19 protein-coding genes and 1 pseudogene are annotated in these 15,711 nt (G+C 61.2%); 10 read left to right on the top strand and 10 right to left on the bottom strand.

The features are described 5' to 3' along the window. Nucleotides 1–90: 90 nt before the first annotated feature. The 5 genes and pseudogenes from ACMUVN_RS24045 to ACMUVN_RS24025 form a co-directional block, all read right to left on the bottom strand. A complete protein-coding gene (locus tag ACMUVN_RS24045; protein ID WP_028755737.1) occupies nucleotides 91–780 on the bottom strand; it encodes an HAD family hydrolase in 690 nt (229 codons plus the stop codon). 4 nt (nucleotides 781–784) lie between these two features. Beyond that, nucleotides 785–949, bottom strand: coding sequence for a hypothetical protein (locus ACMUVN_RS24040; RefSeq protein ID WP_164735927.1), 165 nt, complete (start codon nucleotides 947–949; stop codon nucleotides 785–787). A gap of 186 nt (nucleotides 950–1,135) precedes the next feature. Beyond that, nucleotides 1,136–2,545 carry a peroxidase gene (locus ACMUVN_RS24035; RefSeq protein WP_047614444.1) on the bottom strand — a complete coding sequence of 470 codons (1,410 nt, stop codon included), beginning with the start codon at nucleotides 2,543–2,545 and terminating at the stop codon, nucleotides 1,136–1,138. A gap of 202 nt (nucleotides 2,546–2,747) precedes the next feature. Next, nucleotides 2,748–2,948 (bottom strand): annotated as a pseudogene (locus ACMUVN_RS24030) (hypothetical protein); the annotation flags it as partial. A gap of 61 nt (nucleotides 2,949–3,009) precedes the next feature. Then, complete coding sequence (locus ACMUVN_RS24025; RefSeq protein ID WP_414815525.1) at nucleotides 3,010–4,842, bottom strand: methyl-accepting chemotaxis protein; 1,833 nt, start codon at nucleotides 4,840–4,842, stop codon at nucleotides 3,010–3,012. A gap of 201 nt (nucleotides 4,843–5,043) precedes the next feature. Here ACMUVN_RS24025 and ACMUVN_RS24020 point away from each other — a divergent pair, with 201 nt between their 5' ends. Next, entirely contained in the window at nucleotides 5,044–5,259 is a 216-nt protein-coding gene (locus tag ACMUVN_RS24020) for a hypothetical protein (RefSeq protein WP_028755733.1), read from the top strand. A 250-nt stretch (nucleotides 5,260–5,509) separates the two neighbouring features. Beyond that, nucleotides 5,510–5,941 (top strand): hypothetical protein, encoded by a 432-nt coding sequence (locus ACMUVN_RS24015; RefSeq protein WP_414815524.1) that lies wholly within the window; start codon nucleotides 5,510–5,512, stop codon nucleotides 5,939–5,941. 45 nt (nucleotides 5,942–5,986) lie between these two features. Here ACMUVN_RS24015 and ACMUVN_RS24010 read toward each other — a convergent pair whose 3' ends face one another. Beyond that, entirely contained in the window at nucleotides 5,987–6,673 is a 687-nt protein-coding gene (locus ACMUVN_RS24010) for an ArsR/SmtB family transcription factor (RefSeq protein WP_183904275.1), read from the bottom strand. 84 nt (nucleotides 6,674–6,757) lie between these two features. On the opposite strand from ACMUVN_RS24010, the gene ACMUVN_RS24005 reads away from it, so the two are divergent. From ACMUVN_RS24005 to ACMUVN_RS23995, 3 genes are all read left to right on the top strand, one after another. Next, nucleotides 6,758–7,087, top strand: a complete 330-nt coding sequence (locus ACMUVN_RS24005) for an NIPSNAP family protein (protein ID WP_414815523.1) — start codon at nucleotides 6,758–6,760, stop codon at nucleotides 7,085–7,087. Continuing rightward, entirely contained in the window at nucleotides 7,084–7,434 is a 351-nt protein-coding gene (locus ACMUVN_RS24000; RefSeq protein ID WP_414815522.1) for an antibiotic biosynthesis monooxygenase family protein, read from the top strand. The genes ACMUVN_RS24005 and ACMUVN_RS24000 overlap by 4 nt, the downstream gene beginning before the upstream one ends. 142 nt (nucleotides 7,435–7,576) lie before the next feature. Then, on the top strand, nucleotides 7,577–8,731 hold the full coding sequence (locus ACMUVN_RS23995) for a site-specific DNA-methyltransferase (protein WP_047613981.1): 1,155 nt from the start codon (nucleotides 7,577–7,579) through the stop codon (nucleotides 8,729–8,731). Between the two features lie 147 nt (nucleotides 8,732–8,878). On the opposite strand, the gene ACMUVN_RS23990 is transcribed toward ACMUVN_RS23995, so the two are convergent. From ACMUVN_RS23990 to mutY, 3 genes are read right to left on the bottom strand one after another with little or no spacing between them, the layout of a single operon-like run. Then, on the bottom strand, nucleotides 8,879–9,244 hold the full coding sequence (locus ACMUVN_RS23990; RefSeq protein WP_047613982.1) for a nuclear transport factor 2 family protein: 366 nt from the start codon (nucleotides 9,242–9,244) through the stop codon (nucleotides 8,879–8,881). 5 nt (nucleotides 9,245–9,249) lie between these two features. Then, on the bottom strand, nucleotides 9,250–9,864 hold the full coding sequence (locus tag ACMUVN_RS23985) for an HAD family hydrolase (RefSeq protein WP_414815521.1): 615 nt from the start codon (nucleotides 9,862–9,864) through the stop codon (nucleotides 9,250–9,252). Nucleotides 9,865–9,866: 2 nt separating this feature from the next. Next, entirely contained in the window at nucleotides 9,867–10,958 is a 1,092-nt protein-coding gene (gene mutY / locus ACMUVN_RS23980; protein WP_414815520.1) for an A/G-specific adenine glycosylase, read from the bottom strand. 108 nt (nucleotides 10,959–11,066) lie between these two features. On the opposite strand from mutY, the gene ACMUVN_RS23975 reads away from it, so the two are divergent. Next, entirely contained in the window at nucleotides 11,067–11,564 is a 498-nt protein-coding gene (locus tag ACMUVN_RS23975; protein WP_028757158.1) for a DUF721 domain-containing protein, read from the top strand. A gap of 15 nt (nucleotides 11,565–11,579) precedes the next feature. Here ACMUVN_RS23975 and ACMUVN_RS23970 read toward each other — a convergent pair whose 3' ends face one another. After that, the gene (locus ACMUVN_RS23970) at nucleotides 11,580–12,023 is read right to left on the bottom strand and encodes an RbsD/FucU family protein (protein WP_414815519.1); all 444 of its coding nucleotides are present in this window, start codon (nucleotides 12,021–12,023) and stop codon (nucleotides 11,580–11,582) included. 53 nt (nucleotides 12,024–12,076) lie between these two features. Between ACMUVN_RS23970 and ACMUVN_RS23965 the strand changes: the two genes are divergently transcribed. From ACMUVN_RS23965 to ACMUVN_RS23950, 4 genes are read left to right on the top strand one after another with little or no spacing between them, the layout of a single operon-like run. Continuing rightward, entirely contained in the window at nucleotides 12,077–12,244 is a 168-nt protein-coding gene (locus ACMUVN_RS23965) for a hypothetical protein (protein WP_168333474.1), read from the top strand. Nucleotides 12,245–12,261: 17 nt separating this feature from the next. Next, on the top strand, nucleotides 12,262–13,266 hold the full coding sequence (locus ACMUVN_RS23960; protein WP_063476498.1) for a LacI family DNA-binding transcriptional regulator: 1,005 nt from the start codon (nucleotides 12,262–12,264) through the stop codon (nucleotides 13,264–13,266). A gap of 1 nt (nucleotide 13,267) precedes the next feature. Then, nucleotides 13,268–14,755, top strand: a complete 1,488-nt coding sequence (locus ACMUVN_RS23955; protein ID WP_097595223.1) for a sugar ABC transporter ATP-binding protein — start codon at nucleotides 13,268–13,270, stop codon at nucleotides 14,753–14,755. Between the two features lie 13 nt (nucleotides 14,756–14,768). After that, entirely contained in the window at nucleotides 14,769–15,701 is a 933-nt protein-coding gene (locus ACMUVN_RS23950; protein ID WP_097595222.1) for an ABC transporter permease, read from the top strand. Nucleotides 15,702–15,711 lie beyond the last annotated feature (10 nt).

Raw genomic sequence — 15,711 nt, 5'->3', positions numbered from 1 at the left:
GGCCCCTCATCCGGCTGCCGCCACCCGGTCAGGCTAGGGTGAGGGCAGCCGTACGCTCAAACCAGAGCGGGCTAGCGGGCTTCGGGCGCTTCAGAGAACGTTGTCCCAGGCGGCCAAGGCGGCGACGACGCCCGGCAGGTCGTTCATGCGCGAGATCGCCGTTTCGGCGCCGGCATCGGTCAATTTATCGGCATGGGCGGGGTAGCTGTGCGAGGCGCCGGTAAAGCCGATGACGCGCATGCCGGCGGCGCGCGCCGCATGCACGCCGTGCACGGAATCCTCGACCACGACAACCTTGTCAGGCGAAACTCCCATCTGGCTTGCGCCGTGCAGGAAGATGTCGGGCTTCGGCTTGGCGCGGTCGGGGCCGAGATCCTTGGCGGAGAAAATGTTGGGTGCAAACAGCGGCTTCAACCCCACCTTGGTCAGCATCATGTCGAGCCGCTTGGTGCTGGAATTCGAGCAGATGCAGCGCTTCATCGGCAGCCGGGAGACGGCGAATTCGACCCCCGCAATGGCCTTGACGTCCTGCGCCAGCCGGAGGTCGAGCATCTTTTCCGACTTGTCGAGCAGCGAGGCCGAAAGCGGGATGCTCGCCTCGCGCTCGATCTGCAGCAGGATGTTGCGCCATGTCATGCCGGCGAAACGCTCGCCCATTTCCTCGACGCCGATCGGGTAGCCGGCCTCCGTCAGCAGCGCGGATTCGACTTCCGCCGCGATGATTTCGGAATCGACGAGAACGCCGTCGCAGTCGAAGATGATGAGGTCGAAGCCGTCCATATGTTCACGCCTTGCTGAAATCTGGGCCGAAAGCCTGGGTCTTGTCCGGGGATGCTGCGGCTTTACACGATGCCCGCCCAAAGCTCAACCGGATCTCAAGCATGGCTGCGATGCGGCAAGCGACCGGCTCCGGCGTTGCTGCCGGATCGACGGCGTAAGCCACCGTCATCCCGGCCTCGACAAGCAGGCACTCGCTCGCCACCGAAGGCGCATGGGGAGGGAACCGGAAGGCACAATCGCACGCCGCATCAGCCGAATGCTCGCCTGGCATCGTGCGCGGCGCTATCAGGTGAGAGCCCCTGGAAATGACCGTGGAATGACGTCGGCAGGATTGCCCGCCAACGTCATGGCAAGCTTAAAGCGAGCTCAGAAATGCGAGGGACGGCATAAAGAAATATTCGCCTCCCTTCATCTTCACCGCTTGAGGAACGGTTGCAACGGTCTTGAGGGAGCCGGGATCACCCCAGATGGCCGCTCCTTCCATATCTGGTCGCGCAGCATCTTGTTTTGTTTGACCGATGACCGGATCGACCCCAGGCGCTGGAAAGCCGGTCGGCACAGCTGGGAAACCGGGATTGTTGGCCCAATTTTTCTGCGTGAATTCGAACTGATTGCCTATATCACTGTTGAACGCCATGAATAACAGGCCGACGTATTTACTCGGTTTGTTCTCGATCCTGCCATCGTTCGGATTATCTGTTCGCACGCCATAGGTTTGGCCGCGTCGAGCCATGAGGTGCTTTCGTTCGCCAGCACTGTTTTCGAACCCGCCCGACCCGCGCGGATTGGTTTTTCGGATATGCCCTGAAAAGGGACACTTTGCGCCGCTCTTGTCGCTGAAGTAGTTGAAGTTGTTCGGGACGGGTGACTCAACGCCGTCTTCTGACTGCATCGTGACCGGCGTTCCGTCCTCAAAGCGCCCGACGACCATGGCGCCGGCCCTTTCGTCATCAGCTCCGAACAAACGATCTGCAAGTTTCTGCTCTTGCCTTTTGAACCGGCGGACGTTTTGTTCCAGCTTCCGGTATACGAAGTAACTTCCGAAATGAACGGCCGGATCGGGCGCTGCTGGATCAGGAACAATAACCTGTTCTAATGGGAAAGCCGGATCCCAGTTGGCAATTCCATCTGTCGCGTTTTCTTCCGCGTCGATGTCTTCCAGCAGAAACAGCGGCTGGCTGCGCCCATCGACATAGCCGAAGTGTTCGATACCTTCTCTATTGTCATTGTGAAGACCCAGGCCATCTTGCGTCCCCACGATTGTTACCCCATGCGAGGCCTGGATCAAGTTTACCACCTGATCGTGAGCAGTGACCTTGGTGTCATTGAGCATATCTCCCACCAGAACGACCGCATGGATGGGATTGCGAAAATAAGAATCCCACCTGCTGACATCAGGGTCATTCAAGTCGGATTTTTGCATGCCCGCGCGAAATATCGGATCGCTCGGCCTTTGGGCGATTTGGAGGGCTTGATAGCCCTCGTCTGTGAGGCCAAGCCCAATGTACGGCGTTCCCGGCGTCGAAGGTTTGGCTTTGAATGCTTCAATTTCCATTAAATGCTGCTTTGCCGATTTCATCAGCGTCGTGGAAATTGCCCGAAGGAAGTTTTTCGCAGCTTCCTTATCGTCAAACCGCAGAAAAAACAGAGTCAAAAACTCACGAACATGCGCCTTGATGATGTTCGGCTGAAGGTTGTCAAGCATAGTGCTGTCGTCGGCAGATGGATTTTTCCATGAGATTGGAGAATTTAACGTGACGGACATCTTGCGTTCCTCCGTTAATGACATCGTCATTAAACAACAGGTAGCATATTAGAGTCAACGCAACCATTTATTGTTTGATTTGTGTTTCCAATGGCGTGTTGAATCTTTTGCCGTTTTTGATCTGCAAACGACCCTATTGGCATCAGGGTGCGCTAGATGTCCTCGATGCTGCGGGTGAGGGGGTGGACTTTGATCTGATTTATCACCCGCCCACTTGGATAGGCTCTGCTGCCACTGCCGGAGAGTGCAGGCACTGCCGGTCGCCCTCCGCTGAGAAGATGATCGGGCGACTTTCCGCCGTCCGGCGCGCCCAGCCTTTGTCGAAGAAACTTGAGAGCAGGGCCTCGCCGAGACGGCCTGCCAGATCAGCCCGCCTTTCGTTACAGTTGAGGCAGGAGCGGCAGCCGCGATGATCTGAGGCCCCCGACGTCGCGGGAATGGAAATGGCGAGCAGACAGAAGCCGTCAGGCCGCCAGCTGCCCGCTCCGGCGTCCAGCGGCGGATGGCGTCGAAGCCGTCGCGCGCAGCTTGAACCGGGAAACGAGTTCACGCAGCTTGGCGGCTTCCTCGGCGAGATGACCGGATGCCGCGGTTGATTGCTCGACCATCGCCGCGTTCTGCTGGGTCACCTGATCCATGGAATTGACGGCGGTGTTGACTTCGGCAAGGCCGGTCGACTGTTCTCTTGCCGAGACGGCGATGGCATCCATGTGCTGATTGATGCGGGCGATCTGTTCGCTGATCGCCTTCAGAACCTGGCTGGTGTCGAGAACCAGCTTGACGCCGCTTTCCACTTCCACCGACGATTTCTGGATGTGGCCTTTGATTTCCTTTGCCGCCTGGGCCGATCTCTGGGCGAGTTCGCGCACTTCCTGGGCCACCACCGCAAAGCCCTTGCCCGCCTCTCCGGCGCGCGCCGCTTCGACACCGGCGTTCAGCGCCAGCAGGTTGGTCTGGAAGGCGATCTCGTCGATCACGCCGATAATGCTGGAGATCTGCTGCGACGAAGCCTCGATGCGGCGCATGGCCTCTTCGGCATGCGACACGACCTCCGAAGACTTGGCGGCATTGCGGTTCGCATCGGTCGCTTCCGTGCGCGCCTCGTCGGTGCGCTTGCTCGAGTTCGAGACATTGGCGGTGATCTGATCGAGCGCTGCGGCGGTTTCTTCGAGCGAGGCAGCCTGCTGTTCGGTGCGTTTGGACAGATCGCCGGCCCCGGATGCGATTTCCCGGGTGCCTTCGTCGATCGCGGCAATGGCGGCCGCAATGGCGCCGAGCGTTTGGTCGAGCTGGCGGATCGACATGTTGAAATCATGCCGGAGGCTTTCGAAATCAGGTGCGAACGGCTCGTCGATCTGGAAGGCGAGATCGCCGGATGCAAGCCGCTTCAGGCCGGCGGCAAGGCCGGATGTCGCCGCCCGCAGCCGAACGGCTGCATCTTCGTCGGCCTGTTTGCGGGCCGTCAGCCGTTCGGTTTCGCCCTGCAACCGGGCTGCCTCGGCGTCTTGCTCGAGCTGCCTGTTGGCAATTGCCGCCTGGCGGAAGATTTCGACGGCCGATGCCATCGTTCCGATTTCGTCCGAGCGGCCGATCCCGGTGCAGGCAATGGCCGTGTCACCGCCGGCAAGCCTTTGCATATCGTTGGAAAGCGCCAGGATCGGCTTGGTTACGGTCTTGCGGGTCAGGAAATAGAGACCAATGGCGAACAATGCGGCTGCGGCCAGAAGTGCTTTCAGAGCGATATCGACCGAAGCCTTGACGTCGGCGCTACGCTTGGAGATTTCGTCTGACGCGGCGGTGATCTCATCGCCGGCCTGTTCCATGGCCGTTTCCAACGTCGAGAACTGCTGCATGAATGCGGGCAAGGCCTTCAAGGCTGCCGAGGGATCCTGGCTTGCCAGATCCACGATTTTCGTGGCGCTCTCGATATAGCTCAGAAGCGGAGGTTCGATGCTGGCAAGCAGCGCTTTGGTCTTGTCGTCGGCGGCAAGTGCCTTGTTGGCGGCAATCATCTCGCGAAACGACGCGTCGTGTTCCACCAGGTCCGCCTTCACCGCGGCCGCTTCTATGCCCGCTGCCGGATTGGACGCCAGCATCGATGCCAGCACGTCCGCGCGCATCGCGTCATGCATCATGTCGGCCTGCATGTGGTTGCGCAGAATTTGCGCCGACCGGGCAACGTCGGCGTTGTTTTCCGACAGGGTCGAGGCCGACCAGATGCCGACCCCCGTGGCGCCACCCGCCAAGGCGAAAATCGCGATGCTCGCAATGATGATCTTATGCTGGATCGACGCCATGACAGGGCTCTCTCGTTAATTTAGAACGTGAGAGTACCGGAATATGCTTAATGATTTCTCAGCACCGGTCCTTAGTGGCGTGAAAACAACAGGTTGCATTCGATATTTCATTTTCGATGAAAGGTTGATCCGCCCATCGTGGCCGCTCATTGCTGCTTCATGGTCTCAGGCGTAGCATGCAGGTGCACAAGGAGAGGGACCATGAGGCTTTCAGCTTTCGTCCGACCGGCGGCAGCCGTAGTGCTGCTGTTTGCCTTCACATCCACCGACGTCATCGCCAGGGGCAAGCACCGAAGCTGTGCGCAGCTGCAGGCGATGAAGGATAATGCCCTGACCGGCGGAAAGCATGCCGGGGATGGCACCGACAAGAGAGCCAAGGTCGAAAGGAAGATGAGGAAGAAGGGCTGCCAGAGCTAAGCCGCCGATAGCGTGCGAGTACCGAGAGAACATGGACCGGCAGCAGGCGAGCCTGTTACCGAAACGGCAGACTACGCCTTCGTTGAGGACGGCGCGAGATCCATCAAATCCGCGTCATGCAGTTCTAACCGAAGCCCCAGGACTACCTTTGGCATTCTCATGCACTAGATGGCGATCGAGGAGGACGTCACCGCCGCTATGGGGAGGAGAACAAGCGGCATGCCAAGGAACGGACGAAGAGGAAGACCGCATGACGATCGAGGACATCATCGAGACCCTGGAAAAGACTGATATGCCCGACAGCCGGATCGACGCCTTCATCACCTGTGCTTTCCTGCTGAAGCAATTCCGGCCGGCCGAACCGGACGATTTCGACGGTCCCCACGACTATATGCCGAGCAGTATCAAGTCGCCGCATGGTTTCCTGATGGCGCGCTCCTTCACGCATGATGTCAATCACGCCATCGATCTGTGCCGGGAGGTGCAGCCGGATGCGGTTTGGCACCTCGCCTGCGGCCGCCAGGCATCGGACGAGTCGCTTTACGGTGCGCAGCTGCGCGAGATCGATGAGGGCGAAAGCGTGCTCGGTGAAGCCGAGAGCAACCACGCGGCGCTGGCGCTCACTCTCGCGGCGCTGCGGGCGCATGTGCGGCAGGAAGATGAAAAGAGGGCAGGGGCATGAGGCCGCCGGAAACGGCCTTGGAACCTCCTGCAGACCGGCAATAAGCTACGGATCGACCGGAAACAGCCTGAGAAACTGCCGGTCGCCTTCCGGGGAAAACAGGATCGAGCGGCTTTCGGCCGTGCGCCGCGCCCAGCCCTTGTCGAGGAAGCTTGACAGCAGCGCCTTGCCGAGGCTGCCGGCGAGGTGGGTGCGTCTTTCGCTCCAGTCGAGGCAGGAGCGGCAGAGCGGCCGGCGCGAGGATCTGAGGTCGCCGACATCGATGCCGATGCATTTGAGGTCGCCTTCGCCCTTTTCCGTCAGCGCCAGGCCGTCGCCGACCGCCTCGATCGAGCCGGAGGCAATCAGGCTGTCGAGCATACGCACGCCGTAATCACCGGCAAGATGATCGTAGCAGATGCGCGCCTTGCGCAGCGCCGGCTCCTTCGGTCCCGGCTGGTGGCGCAGGTGCCCGCGTCCGGCGGCAAAACCCATCATGCTTTCGATCAGCCGGGCAACGGCCTCGTCGGCGAGGGTGAAATATCGGTGGCGGCCCTGCTTGCGCTGGGCAAGCAGCCCACCGGCTTCGAGCTTGGCGAGATGGGTGCTCGCCGTCTGTACGGTGATGCCGCCGACGCCGGCAAGCTCGGTCGCCGTCAGCGCCCGGCCACCAATCAGCGCCGCCAGCATGTTGGCGCGGGCGGGATCGCCGATCAGCGCGCCGATCTGCGCAATGTCTGGGCCTTCCTTCATAGTTCGATCGTAACCGAAGCATCGCCGTCAGGCAATGTGCGAAAACGGCCCAGGAGAGCACTGAGACAGCAAAGGAGAAACGATATGATCACCTGCTTCATCCGCTATCAGATCGACCCCTTCAGGAAGGAAGCGTTTGCCGAATATGCCCGCAACTGGGGCCAGGCGATTCCGAAGAACGGTGCTGACCTGATCGGCTATTACGGCCCGCACGAGGGATCGGCGACGACGGCTTACGGCGTCTATAATATCGAGAGCCTTGCCGCCTATGAAGCCTATCGCGCCCGGCTGGCGTCCGACCCGCTCGGCCGCGAGAATTACGAATTGGCCCGACGCGAGCGCTTCATCCTGAAGGAAGATCGCATCTTCCTCAAAAATGTCTCCGCCCCTCACGCCAAGCTGGTGCTGCCATGATCGCCGTCATCTTCGAAGTCGTGCCCTATATGGGCGAACGCCACAAATATCTGGATCTTGCCGGCGAGTTGCGCAGCGAGCTCGAAAAGATCGACGGCTTCATCTCGATCGAGCGTTTCGAGAGCCTGACGAACCGCGGCAAGTTTTTATCGCTCTCCTTCTTCCGCGACGAGGCGGCCGTCAAGGAGTGGCGCAATCTCGAGGCGCACCGGGCAGCGCAGCAGGCCGGCCGCGGCGGCATCTTCGCCGATTACCGCCTGCGGATCGCCAGCGTCGTCCGTGATTACGGCATGTTCGAACGCGACGAAGCGCCGGCCGACAGCCGCAGGATTCACGATGCCGCCTGATCGCCGGCATCGGCAAAGTCTGCCGCTCACTCATCGGCCGGCCGAATAAATTCCCGAAATCGGCCACCGCTTCAGGCTTTGGTAACTAAGTTGCGTAACCATAACGGACAGTTAAGCGTAGAGCGTATAAGTGAGTATCAGAATGGCATCAGTTTTTCCGCTTGCCGACCTCAAGGCTTCCGTCAAGTCGGATTCCCGGCCGGGATCCCGGTCGGATTCCTGGGTTGACACGATCATCAAGGGCGATTGCGTCAGCGCCCTCGAAGCTTTGCCCAGCCACTCCGTCGATATCATCTTTGCCGACCCGCCGTATAATCTCCAGCTCGGCGGAACGCTGCATCGTCCCGATCAGTCGCTGGTCGATGCGGTCGATGACGAATGGGATCAGTTCGCCTCCTTCGAGGCTTATGACGCCTTCACCCGCGCCTGGCTGCTGGCCTGCCGGCGGGTGCTGAAGCCGACAGGCTCGATCTGGGTGATCGGCTCCTACCACAATATCTTCCGCGTCGGCGCCACGCTGCAGGATCTGAACTTCTGGATCCTCAACGACATCATCTGGCGCAAGACCAACCCGATGCCGAATTTCAAGGGCCGCCGTTTCCAGAACGCCCATGAGACGATGATCTGGGCGAGCCCCAACGCCAAGGCCAAGGGCTATACCTTCAATTACGATGCGATGAAGGCGGCCAATGACGACGTGCAGATGCGCTCCGACTGGCTGTTCCCGATCTGCAATGGCGGCGAGCGGCTGAAGGGCGAGGACGGCAAGAAGGTGCATCCGACGCAGAAGCCGGAAGCGCTGCTTGCCCGCGTCATCATGGCCTCGACCAAGCCCGGCGATATCGTGCTCGATCCTTTCTTCGGCTCGGGAACGACGGGTGCGGTCGCCAAGCGTCTTGGCCGCCACTTCGTTGGCATCGAGCGCGAACAGGATTATATCGATGCAGCCTCGGCCCGCATCGCCGCCGTCGAGCCGCTCGGCAAGGCGGAACTGACCGTCATGACCGGCAAGAAGGCCGAAGTCCGCGTTGCCTTCAACGTGCTGGTCGAAAGCGGCCTGATCAAGCCCGGCCAGGTGCTGACCGACGCCAAGCGCCGCTACAGCGCGATCGTGCGCGCCGACGGCACCGTGGCCTCGGGCGGCGAGGCCGGCTCCATTCATCGTCTCGGCGCCAAGGTGCAGGGTCTCGATGCATGCAACGGATGGACCTTCTGGCATTTCGAAGACGGGCAGTCCCTGCGCCCGATCGACGATCTCAGGTCCGTCATCCGCAGTGATCTGGCAAAGGTGGAGTGAGCACCACCTTCGCAAGATCGAGATACCTTCTTCCGATTTCCCTCCAGTTGCGGGAGAAGGCCAAGGCGCCCGGAGTTCAAGCTCCGGGCGTCTTCTATTTGCGCTGTACCAGCAAAACTGCGCAGCGGTTTTGCTGGAACGCGGTCATCAGAACTCTTGATAATCGGTGACCTCGACCCGCGTGACGCGCCCTTCCGCATTGAAGGTGATTGTCTCCTCGCCCTCGCGGATCAGCGGCTTGCCCGTCTTGCTGTGGGTGGCGCGCACCGACCAGACCGATCGGCCGGAGAGCGGCGTCAACGTTTCCACCAGCGAATTTTCCGCCGTCTGATCGGGATAGTCGTCGAAATAGCGCCGGAAGGCAGCCATGATCTCAGGCCGGCCGGCAAGACTGCCGACGCCGTTCGAGACATAGGTCGCATCCTCGGCGAAATAGGCCTCGATGGCGGGAAAATCGAGGGCGTTGATGGCGGCGTGAAAGCGCTCGATTTCTTCTGCGGGGTCGAAAGCCATGGATCTCAGACCTTCAATCCGTAAGCGGCGAGATCGCTGCGCAGCTTCTCCGCACCCGAAAACAGCACCGCATTCCAGCCATAGGCCTTGGCGCCTTCGACATTGACCGGCGCGTCGTCGATGAAGATCGTGGCCGCCGGATCGAGGCCGAAGCTTTTCGTATGCGTCTCGTAGATGGCGATATCCGGCTTGATCAGGCCGACATCGCCGGAAACGGTGACGCCGCGCGGTCGGTTGAGGAAGGCGAAGCGTTGCTGCGCCTCGCGGAAGGTGTCGGAGGCGAAGTTGGTCAGCATCGTCACGTCGCGCCCTTCGGCGATCAGCCCCTCCATGATCGCGACGCTGTCCTCATAGGCGTGCGGCACCATCTCGTGCCAATATTTGCGGAAGGCGCGGATCTGTTCCTCACGTGCCGGGTGCTGTTCGATCAGCAGCGCTTCGGCCTCCGCCCATGTGCGGCCGCGGTCCTGCTCGATGTTCCAGTCATGGGTGCAGATATTGGCGAAGAACCAGTTGCGCTCGGCCTCATCCGGGATCAGGCGGCTGAAGGGAAGATGCGGATCGTAATGAATGAGGACTTTGCCGATATCGAAAACAATATGCTTTATGCCGGTGGTCATGGTCATCCCTTGGATGTTTTAAACGCGAGAGGAATAGCCGCTGCGATCGCTTTTTTCATGACGGTCGGCAGCGCCTGCGCTTCAAGATTTGTAACCGGCTCCCACCATCCGTCATTCGTGCCGACCTTATCGGCGATCGCTGCGCGCCAGATCGACAGCCGGAGCTCGAAATGGGTGAAGACGTGGATGACGGTGCCACAGGACTGCCATGCCGCCTCGAAGGGCGCGGCCTTGGTTGAGGTCTCGCCGTCGATGCGTGCCGTCCAGGCTGTCGTCGGCACCTCGGTCATGCCGCCGAGCAGGCCGCTGTCGATGCGCCGCCGCAGCAGGATTTCGCCATCGCCGGTCACCGCGATGAAGGCTGCGCCATAGCGCACAGGCTTCTCCTTCTTCGCCGCCTTGACCGGATAGATCTCGGGATCGGAAAGCTTGAGCGCCTCGCAGGCGCCGCGGAACGGACAGAGCGAACAGGCCGGCCGCTTCGGCGTGCAGATCGTCGCACCGAGATCCATCATCGCCTGGGCGAAATCGCCGGGGCGTTCTGCCGGCGTCAGCAGCGCCACCTTTTCCTTCATCGCGGGCTTGGCGGCCGGCAGCGGTGTTTCGATGGCATAGAGCCTGGAGATCACCCGCTCGACATTGCCGTCCATGACGGCCGCCTGCCGGTTGAAGGCAATGGCCGCGACGGCGGCGGCCGTATAGTCGCCGATGCCGGGGAGCGACTTCAGCCCCTCTTCGGTATCGGGAAAGATGCCGCCATGCTCTGTCGCCACCGCCTCGGCGCATTTCTTCAGGTTGCGGGCCCGGGCGTAATAGCCGAGCCCCGCCCAGGCGGCCATGACAGCGTCGTTCTCGGCCGCGGCAAGATCGGTCACCTCGGGCCAGCGCTTGAGAAAGCGCTCGAAATAGGGTTTGACCGCCTGCACCGTCGTCTGCTGCAGCATCACCTCGGAAAGCCAGACGTGATAGGGATCGGCCTTGACGCCGCGGGCCGCCATGCCGGGCGAGACACGCCAGGGCAGGTCGCGGTGGTGGCGATCGTACCAGTCGAGGAGGGGCTTTGCCGAGGGCGTGTCGAGTGTGGTGATCGTCATGATTTGCCGCGATGGGGGGAAGTGCCTATACTTGGCGAAGCAATGCCGCGCGATCAAGTCGGCCGCGCCAATTGCCTGTGCGATTGACGGCAGGGCCCAAGGGTTTCGATGAGTTATCCACGCAAAGATGTAAAGCAGATTTCCGAGCTGGCAAACGGGCTGATCGATCCCGTCCTGGCGCGGCGCGCCGGCATCAACACGGCGCTGCTCGGCTCGTGGAGCGAAATCGCCGGCGAGGATTTCGCCGATTGCACCCGGCCGGAAAAAATCGCCTGGGCCCGCGGCGGCAATGAGGCCGGCGGCTTCCGCCCCGGTGTGCTCACCATCGCCTGCGAAGGCGCGCGCGCGCTGTTCCTCACCCATGCCCAGGGCGAACTCATCCAGCGCATCAACAGCTTCTTCGGCTTCGCCGCCGTCCACCAGATCCGCATCGTCCAGAAGCCCGTCTCACAACCCATCCGCCGCTCCCGCACCCCGGCGCCGCTGAAAGGCGAAGCCGCCCGCAAGCTCGAAGGCATGATGGAGGGGATCGAGAACGACAAGCTGCGCCAGGCGATCCAGCGCTTAGGGACCGCGGTGATGGGGAAGCGGGGGAATCAGCGCTGACGTCCAGGACCGCCGCTAAACGACACCCTTCTTCAGGATGAAATTGCCGTAGGGCCGGATCTCCCCCGTCTGAACCACCGCAAAGCAGGCTTCAGCCAGTGGATAATAGGCGAAGCGCTCGATGGGCCTGCTCGTGATGCTGCGCTTTTCCGCCGTCGAGCAGAGCAATTCCACATCTGCATGAACCGGTAGCATGATGCCGGTTTGATCCGGATCCTCCATATGCATGAGCGGCTGTTCGACGAAATGATCGAGCGGCATGACCGCCAGGATCGCCGCTATGGCGTCTGGCGCGCTGGCCGCGTTCATCGATATGAGCCTGCCGCTGACGGTCTTTTTCGACACGCGGCACGCCGAGAAATTCTTGTCGACGATGGCGATCTCGTCGCCGTGGCCCATCGCGCTCAATAGCCACAAAAGATCCGGGCAAAGAATCCCGGGAATGTTTTTCAGTGCCATGTTCGTTCCTCCCTTTGGATCCGTATATCACCATAAATCGCAGAAGAAAACGCTTGCGCAAACGTTTCGATGGCCATATAGCGGTTTTCAGCATTTCATTGGAGGATGAAATGGGCCGGGTGACCGCCGAGGCTGGGGAGGCTTGTTCAGGGTGGTTGAATCTTTCGATTTTGTTCTGGGAATTGACGCGGCGGCAGTTTGAAGCTGCGCGTCAGGCGTGACGGGGAGGTCTGCAATCATGGCGACAATCACTGACGTTGCACGCGCCGCGGGCGTCTCGGTCTCGACCGTGTCGCACGTCGTCAACGGCACCCGGCATGTGAACGAAGCGACGGCGGCGCTCGTCAGGGACGCGATCGAAAGTCTCGGATTCGTGCCGAATGCTGTGGCCCGGTCTCTGGTGCGATCCTCGACCGATGCGGTGGGTATCGCGATCTCGATCAGCACCAATTACTATTTCAACGATATCGTATCTTCTATCGAGCGAGCCTGCGCCGCCATCGGGCAGCTCGTTTTTCTCTGCGACACGCAGAACGATCCGGAGACCGAGTTGCGGCTGGTCCGTGAACTCGTTCAGCGGCGGGTGGATGGGGTAATTCTGGCTCCATCCTGTGATCCGGAAAATCGAGCCATCGACTATCTCAAATCGTCTCGTATGCCCTTCGTGCTCGTCGACCGTCTGACGGTTGCCGATGCGGATGGGGTTTGCCTGGACAATGAGACGGCGATGGAGACGCTGATCGACCATCTGGTGGGCCACGGCCACCGCCGCATCGGCCTCATCGCCGGCGAGCCGGGGCTGCTTTCCACGATCGAACGCGTGCGTGGATACGTCGGCGCCATGCGCAAGCACGGGCTCGAGATCGATCGTAGCGTGATGAGCGAAGGCAATGCGAACAGCGCGGATGCACGCCAGTCGGCGCTTGCGATCCTCAGTCGGGCGGACCGACCGACGGCGATCGCCTCGGGCAACAATCTGGCCACAATCGGCGTCATGCGCGCGGTGCGGGATCTTGGCTTGCGCATCTCCGAGGATCTGGCGTTGATCGGCTTTGACGATTTCGATTGGGCTGACTGTTTCGAGCCGCGGCTGACCGTCATGGCGCAGCCGAGCGAGATGATCGGCATGCAGGCTGCGGAAATGCTGGCCAGGCGGATCAAATCGAGCACGGAAAACGCGCGGCAGGTCCGTCTGCCGGCAAAATTGGTAATTCGCCGCTCCTGCGGCTGCGGAGGGCATTGAAATGACGTCGGCGCTGGCTCTTGCTGGGATCACCAAATCCTTTCCGGGCGTGCGCGCCCTGAAGGGCGTGTCGTTTTCCCTGCAGCCCGGAGAAATCAGGGCGTTGGTGGGTGAAAACGGGGCCGGAAAATCGACGCTGATGAAAATCCTCTCCGGCGCCTATTCGGCCGACGAGGGGAGCATCGAGCTTTTCGGCGAAGCGGTGCTCGATCCGACGCCGGCCGGGATGATTGCCCGCGGCGTCGCGGTCATCTATCAGGAACTGGCGCAGGCGCCGCACCTGACCGTCGCCGAAAACGTTCTGATGGGGCGGCTGCCATGCAAGGGCGCCCTGATCGACTGGGGCGAGGCAAAACGCCGGACGATGGAGGTCGTTGACCGGCTCGGTTTCGATGTCGATCCGACAGCACGGATCGGCACGCTCTCCGTTGCCAAGCGCCAGATGGTCGAGATCGCCAAGGCGCTGGCCCGCAATGCGAAGATCATCGTTCTCGACGAGCCGTCGGCGGTGTTGGCGCAGGCAGAGATCGACCAGCTATTCCGGGTTGTCCGGCAGCTGGCTCGTGAGAGCGGCGTTGCCTTCGTCTATATTTCGCATCGCCTGCGCGAGGTTTTCGAACTGAGCGACACGGTCACCATCCTGCGCGACGGCACAGTCATCCACAACGGACCTTCAAATGGCCTGACGACGGACGATCTCATTCGCAGCATGGTCGGCCGGGAAGTGGGCGACGTCTTCCCCACCCGCACGCCCCGGATCGGCGAGGAAGCGCTGTCCGCTCAGGGCATTTCGACGCCAGCGCTGCTCAAAAACGTCAGCATCCATGTTCGAAAGGGCGAGATTGTCGGTCTTTTCGGGCTGGCGGGTGCAGGCCGCACCGAGCTTCTGCGCGCCATCTACGGCGCTGACCCGCGCGGTGCCGGCGAGGTTAGGATCAACGGCGCGATGGCCAGCATCGGTTCGCCGCGCGCCGGCATCACCAAGGGGCTCGGCCTGGTGCCGGAAGACCGCAAGACGGAAGGCCTCTTCCTGATACAGAGCGTCGGCTTCAACATCATGTCGGCCAGCCTCGCGCAGATCGTCCGTTTCGGGCTTCTGTCGCTCCGCCGCGAGCGCAAAATCGTCAACGGTCTGATCGAGCGGCTGCGGATCAGGACGCCGAACGCCGCGGCAGCGACGCAGAACCTTTCGGGCGGCAATCAGCAGAAATGCGTGCTGGCCCGGCTCGTCAGCGCCGGATGCGAGATTCTGCTGGCCGACGAACCCACACGCGGCGTCGATGTCGGAGCCAAGCGCGAGATCTACGACCTGCTGGTCGAACTGGCCGAAGCCCGTGGGCTGGCAATCGTCATGGCTTCTTCCGAACTGCCGGAAATCCTTGGTTTGTGCGACCGGCTCTACGTTTTGAGAGAGGGTGAGGTGACGGCTGAACTCGACGCACGCACAGCAACCGAAGAAGACGTCATGCACTTCGCGGCACTACATTAATGAGGGGACTACCATGAAATATCTTCCGCGCGGAACGGGTCTTGCCGGTGCATTGATCGTACTGATCATCGCCGCCTCGCTGATCTCTCCTCATTTTCTCAATCCTATCAATATCCTGAACGTCCTGAGGCAGGTCGCCCTCTACGGGATCCTCGGCATCGGCATGACATTCGTGATCCTCACCAAGGGGATCGATCTTTCCGTTGGGTCGATCGTCGCGCTGGTTGGCGTCACCGGCGCGGTCCTGATGGAGCAGGGGATGCCCATCCCGCTCATGGTGCTGATCTGTATCGCCATCGGCGCCCTCGTCGGCTGCGTCAACGGCTTCGGCATTTCCTATTTCCGCATTCCGGCCTTCATCATGACGCTCGGCTGCATGGTCATGGTGCGCGGCTTCGCGCTGATGATCGCCGATGGTGGAACCGTCAATCCGGGAAAGCTCGCCGACAGTTTCTTCGTGCTCGGCGGCGGCTATATGCTGGGCGTGCCGACACCGATCTACGTCTTTGCGGCAGTCTGCATCATCGCCGCCGTCGTGCTCAGCTTCACGCAGTTCGGCCGGGCCATCTATGCGGTCGGCAGCAATGAGGAAGCGGCGAGGCTCTCCGGCATCAACGTGCCGCTCGTCATCTTCAGCGTCTATATCATTTGTGGTGTGCTGGCAGCGCTTTCCGGCCTGATTTTCCTGTCCCGTCTGTCCGTCGGCGACCCGAATTCCGGCCTCGGCCTCGAACTGGAGGCAATCACGATCGCGGTGATCGGCGGCACGTCGCTGTTCGGCGGCGAAGGCACTGTTCTCGGCACGATCGGCGGCGCCATGGTGCTGGCCATCATCGCAAACATTCTCAATCTCGCAGGCGTTTCACCATTCTCACAGCAGGTGGTGAAGGGTGCGATCATCGTTCTTGCCGTGCTGCTCGAAGCCGGAAGAAAACCACGCAAGTAGCGTGTTAACC

It is taken from the genome of Rhizobium sp. IY2, from assembly GCF_047532935.1.
Taxonomy (GTDB): domain Bacteria; phylum Pseudomonadota; class Alphaproteobacteria; order Rhizobiales; family Rhizobiaceae; genus Rhizobium; species Rhizobium anhuiense.
This window is presented reverse-complemented; position numbering and strand designations above follow the sequence as displayed.

Excerpts from the sequence above, each read along its gene's own strand:
- ACMUVN_RS24045 (WP_028755737.1), bottom strand. The coding sequence starts at position 780 with ATGGACGGCTTCGACCTCATCATCTTCGACTGCGACGGCGTTCTCGTC.
- ACMUVN_RS24040 (WP_164735927.1), bottom strand. The coding sequence starts at position 949 with ATGACGGTGGCTTACGCCGTCGATCCGGCAGCAACGCCGGAGCCGGTC.
- ACMUVN_RS24035 (WP_047614444.1), bottom strand. The coding sequence starts at position 2,545 with ATGTCCGTCACGTTAAATTCTCCAATCTCATGGAAAAATCCATCTGCC.
- ACMUVN_RS24025 (WP_414815525.1), bottom strand. The coding sequence starts at position 4,842 with ATGGCGTCGATCCAGCATAAGATCATCATTGCGAGCATCGCGATTTTC.
- ACMUVN_RS24020 (WP_028755733.1), top strand. The coding sequence starts at position 5,044 with ATGAGGCTTTCAGCTTTCGTCCGACCGGCGGCAGCCGTAGTGCTGCTG.
- ACMUVN_RS24015 (WP_414815524.1), top strand. The coding sequence starts at position 5,510 with ATGACGATCGAGGACATCATCGAGACCCTGGAAAAGACTGATATGCCC.
- ACMUVN_RS24010 (WP_183904275.1), bottom strand. The coding sequence starts at position 6,673 with ATGAAGGAAGGCCCAGACATTGCGCAGATCGGCGCGCTGATCGGCGAT.
- ACMUVN_RS24005 (WP_414815523.1), top strand. The coding sequence starts at position 6,758 with ATGATCACCTGCTTCATCCGCTATCAGATCGACCCCTTCAGGAAGGAA.
- ACMUVN_RS24000 (WP_414815522.1), top strand. The coding sequence starts at position 7,084 with ATGATCGCCGTCATCTTCGAAGTCGTGCCCTATATGGGCGAACGCCAC.
- ACMUVN_RS23995 (WP_047613981.1), top strand. The coding sequence starts at position 7,577 with ATGGCATCAGTTTTTCCGCTTGCCGACCTCAAGGCTTCCGTCAAGTCG.
- ACMUVN_RS23990 (WP_047613982.1), bottom strand. The coding sequence starts at position 9,244 with ATGGCTTTCGACCCCGCAGAAGAAATCGAGCGCTTTCACGCCGCCATC.
- ACMUVN_RS23985 (WP_414815521.1), bottom strand. The coding sequence starts at position 9,864 with ATGACCACCGGCATAAAGCATATTGTTTTCGATATCGGCAAAGTCCTC.
- mutY (WP_414815520.1), bottom strand. The coding sequence starts at position 10,958 with ATGACGATCACCACACTCGACACGCCCTCGGCAAAGCCCCTCCTCGAC.
- ACMUVN_RS23975 (WP_028757158.1), top strand. The coding sequence starts at position 11,067 with ATGAGTTATCCACGCAAAGATGTAAAGCAGATTTCCGAGCTGGCAAAC.
- ACMUVN_RS23970 (WP_414815519.1), bottom strand. The coding sequence starts at position 12,023 with ATGGCACTGAAAAACATTCCCGGGATTCTTTGCCCGGATCTTTTGTGG.
- ACMUVN_RS23960 (WP_063476498.1), top strand. The coding sequence starts at position 12,262 with ATGGCGACAATCACTGACGTTGCACGCGCCGCGGGCGTCTCGGTCTCG.
- ACMUVN_RS23955 (WP_097595223.1), top strand. The coding sequence starts at position 13,268 with ATGACGTCGGCGCTGGCTCTTGCTGGGATCACCAAATCCTTTCCGGGC.
- ACMUVN_RS23950 (WP_097595222.1), top strand. The coding sequence starts at position 14,769 with ATGAAATATCTTCCGCGCGGAACGGGTCTTGCCGGTGCATTGATCGTA.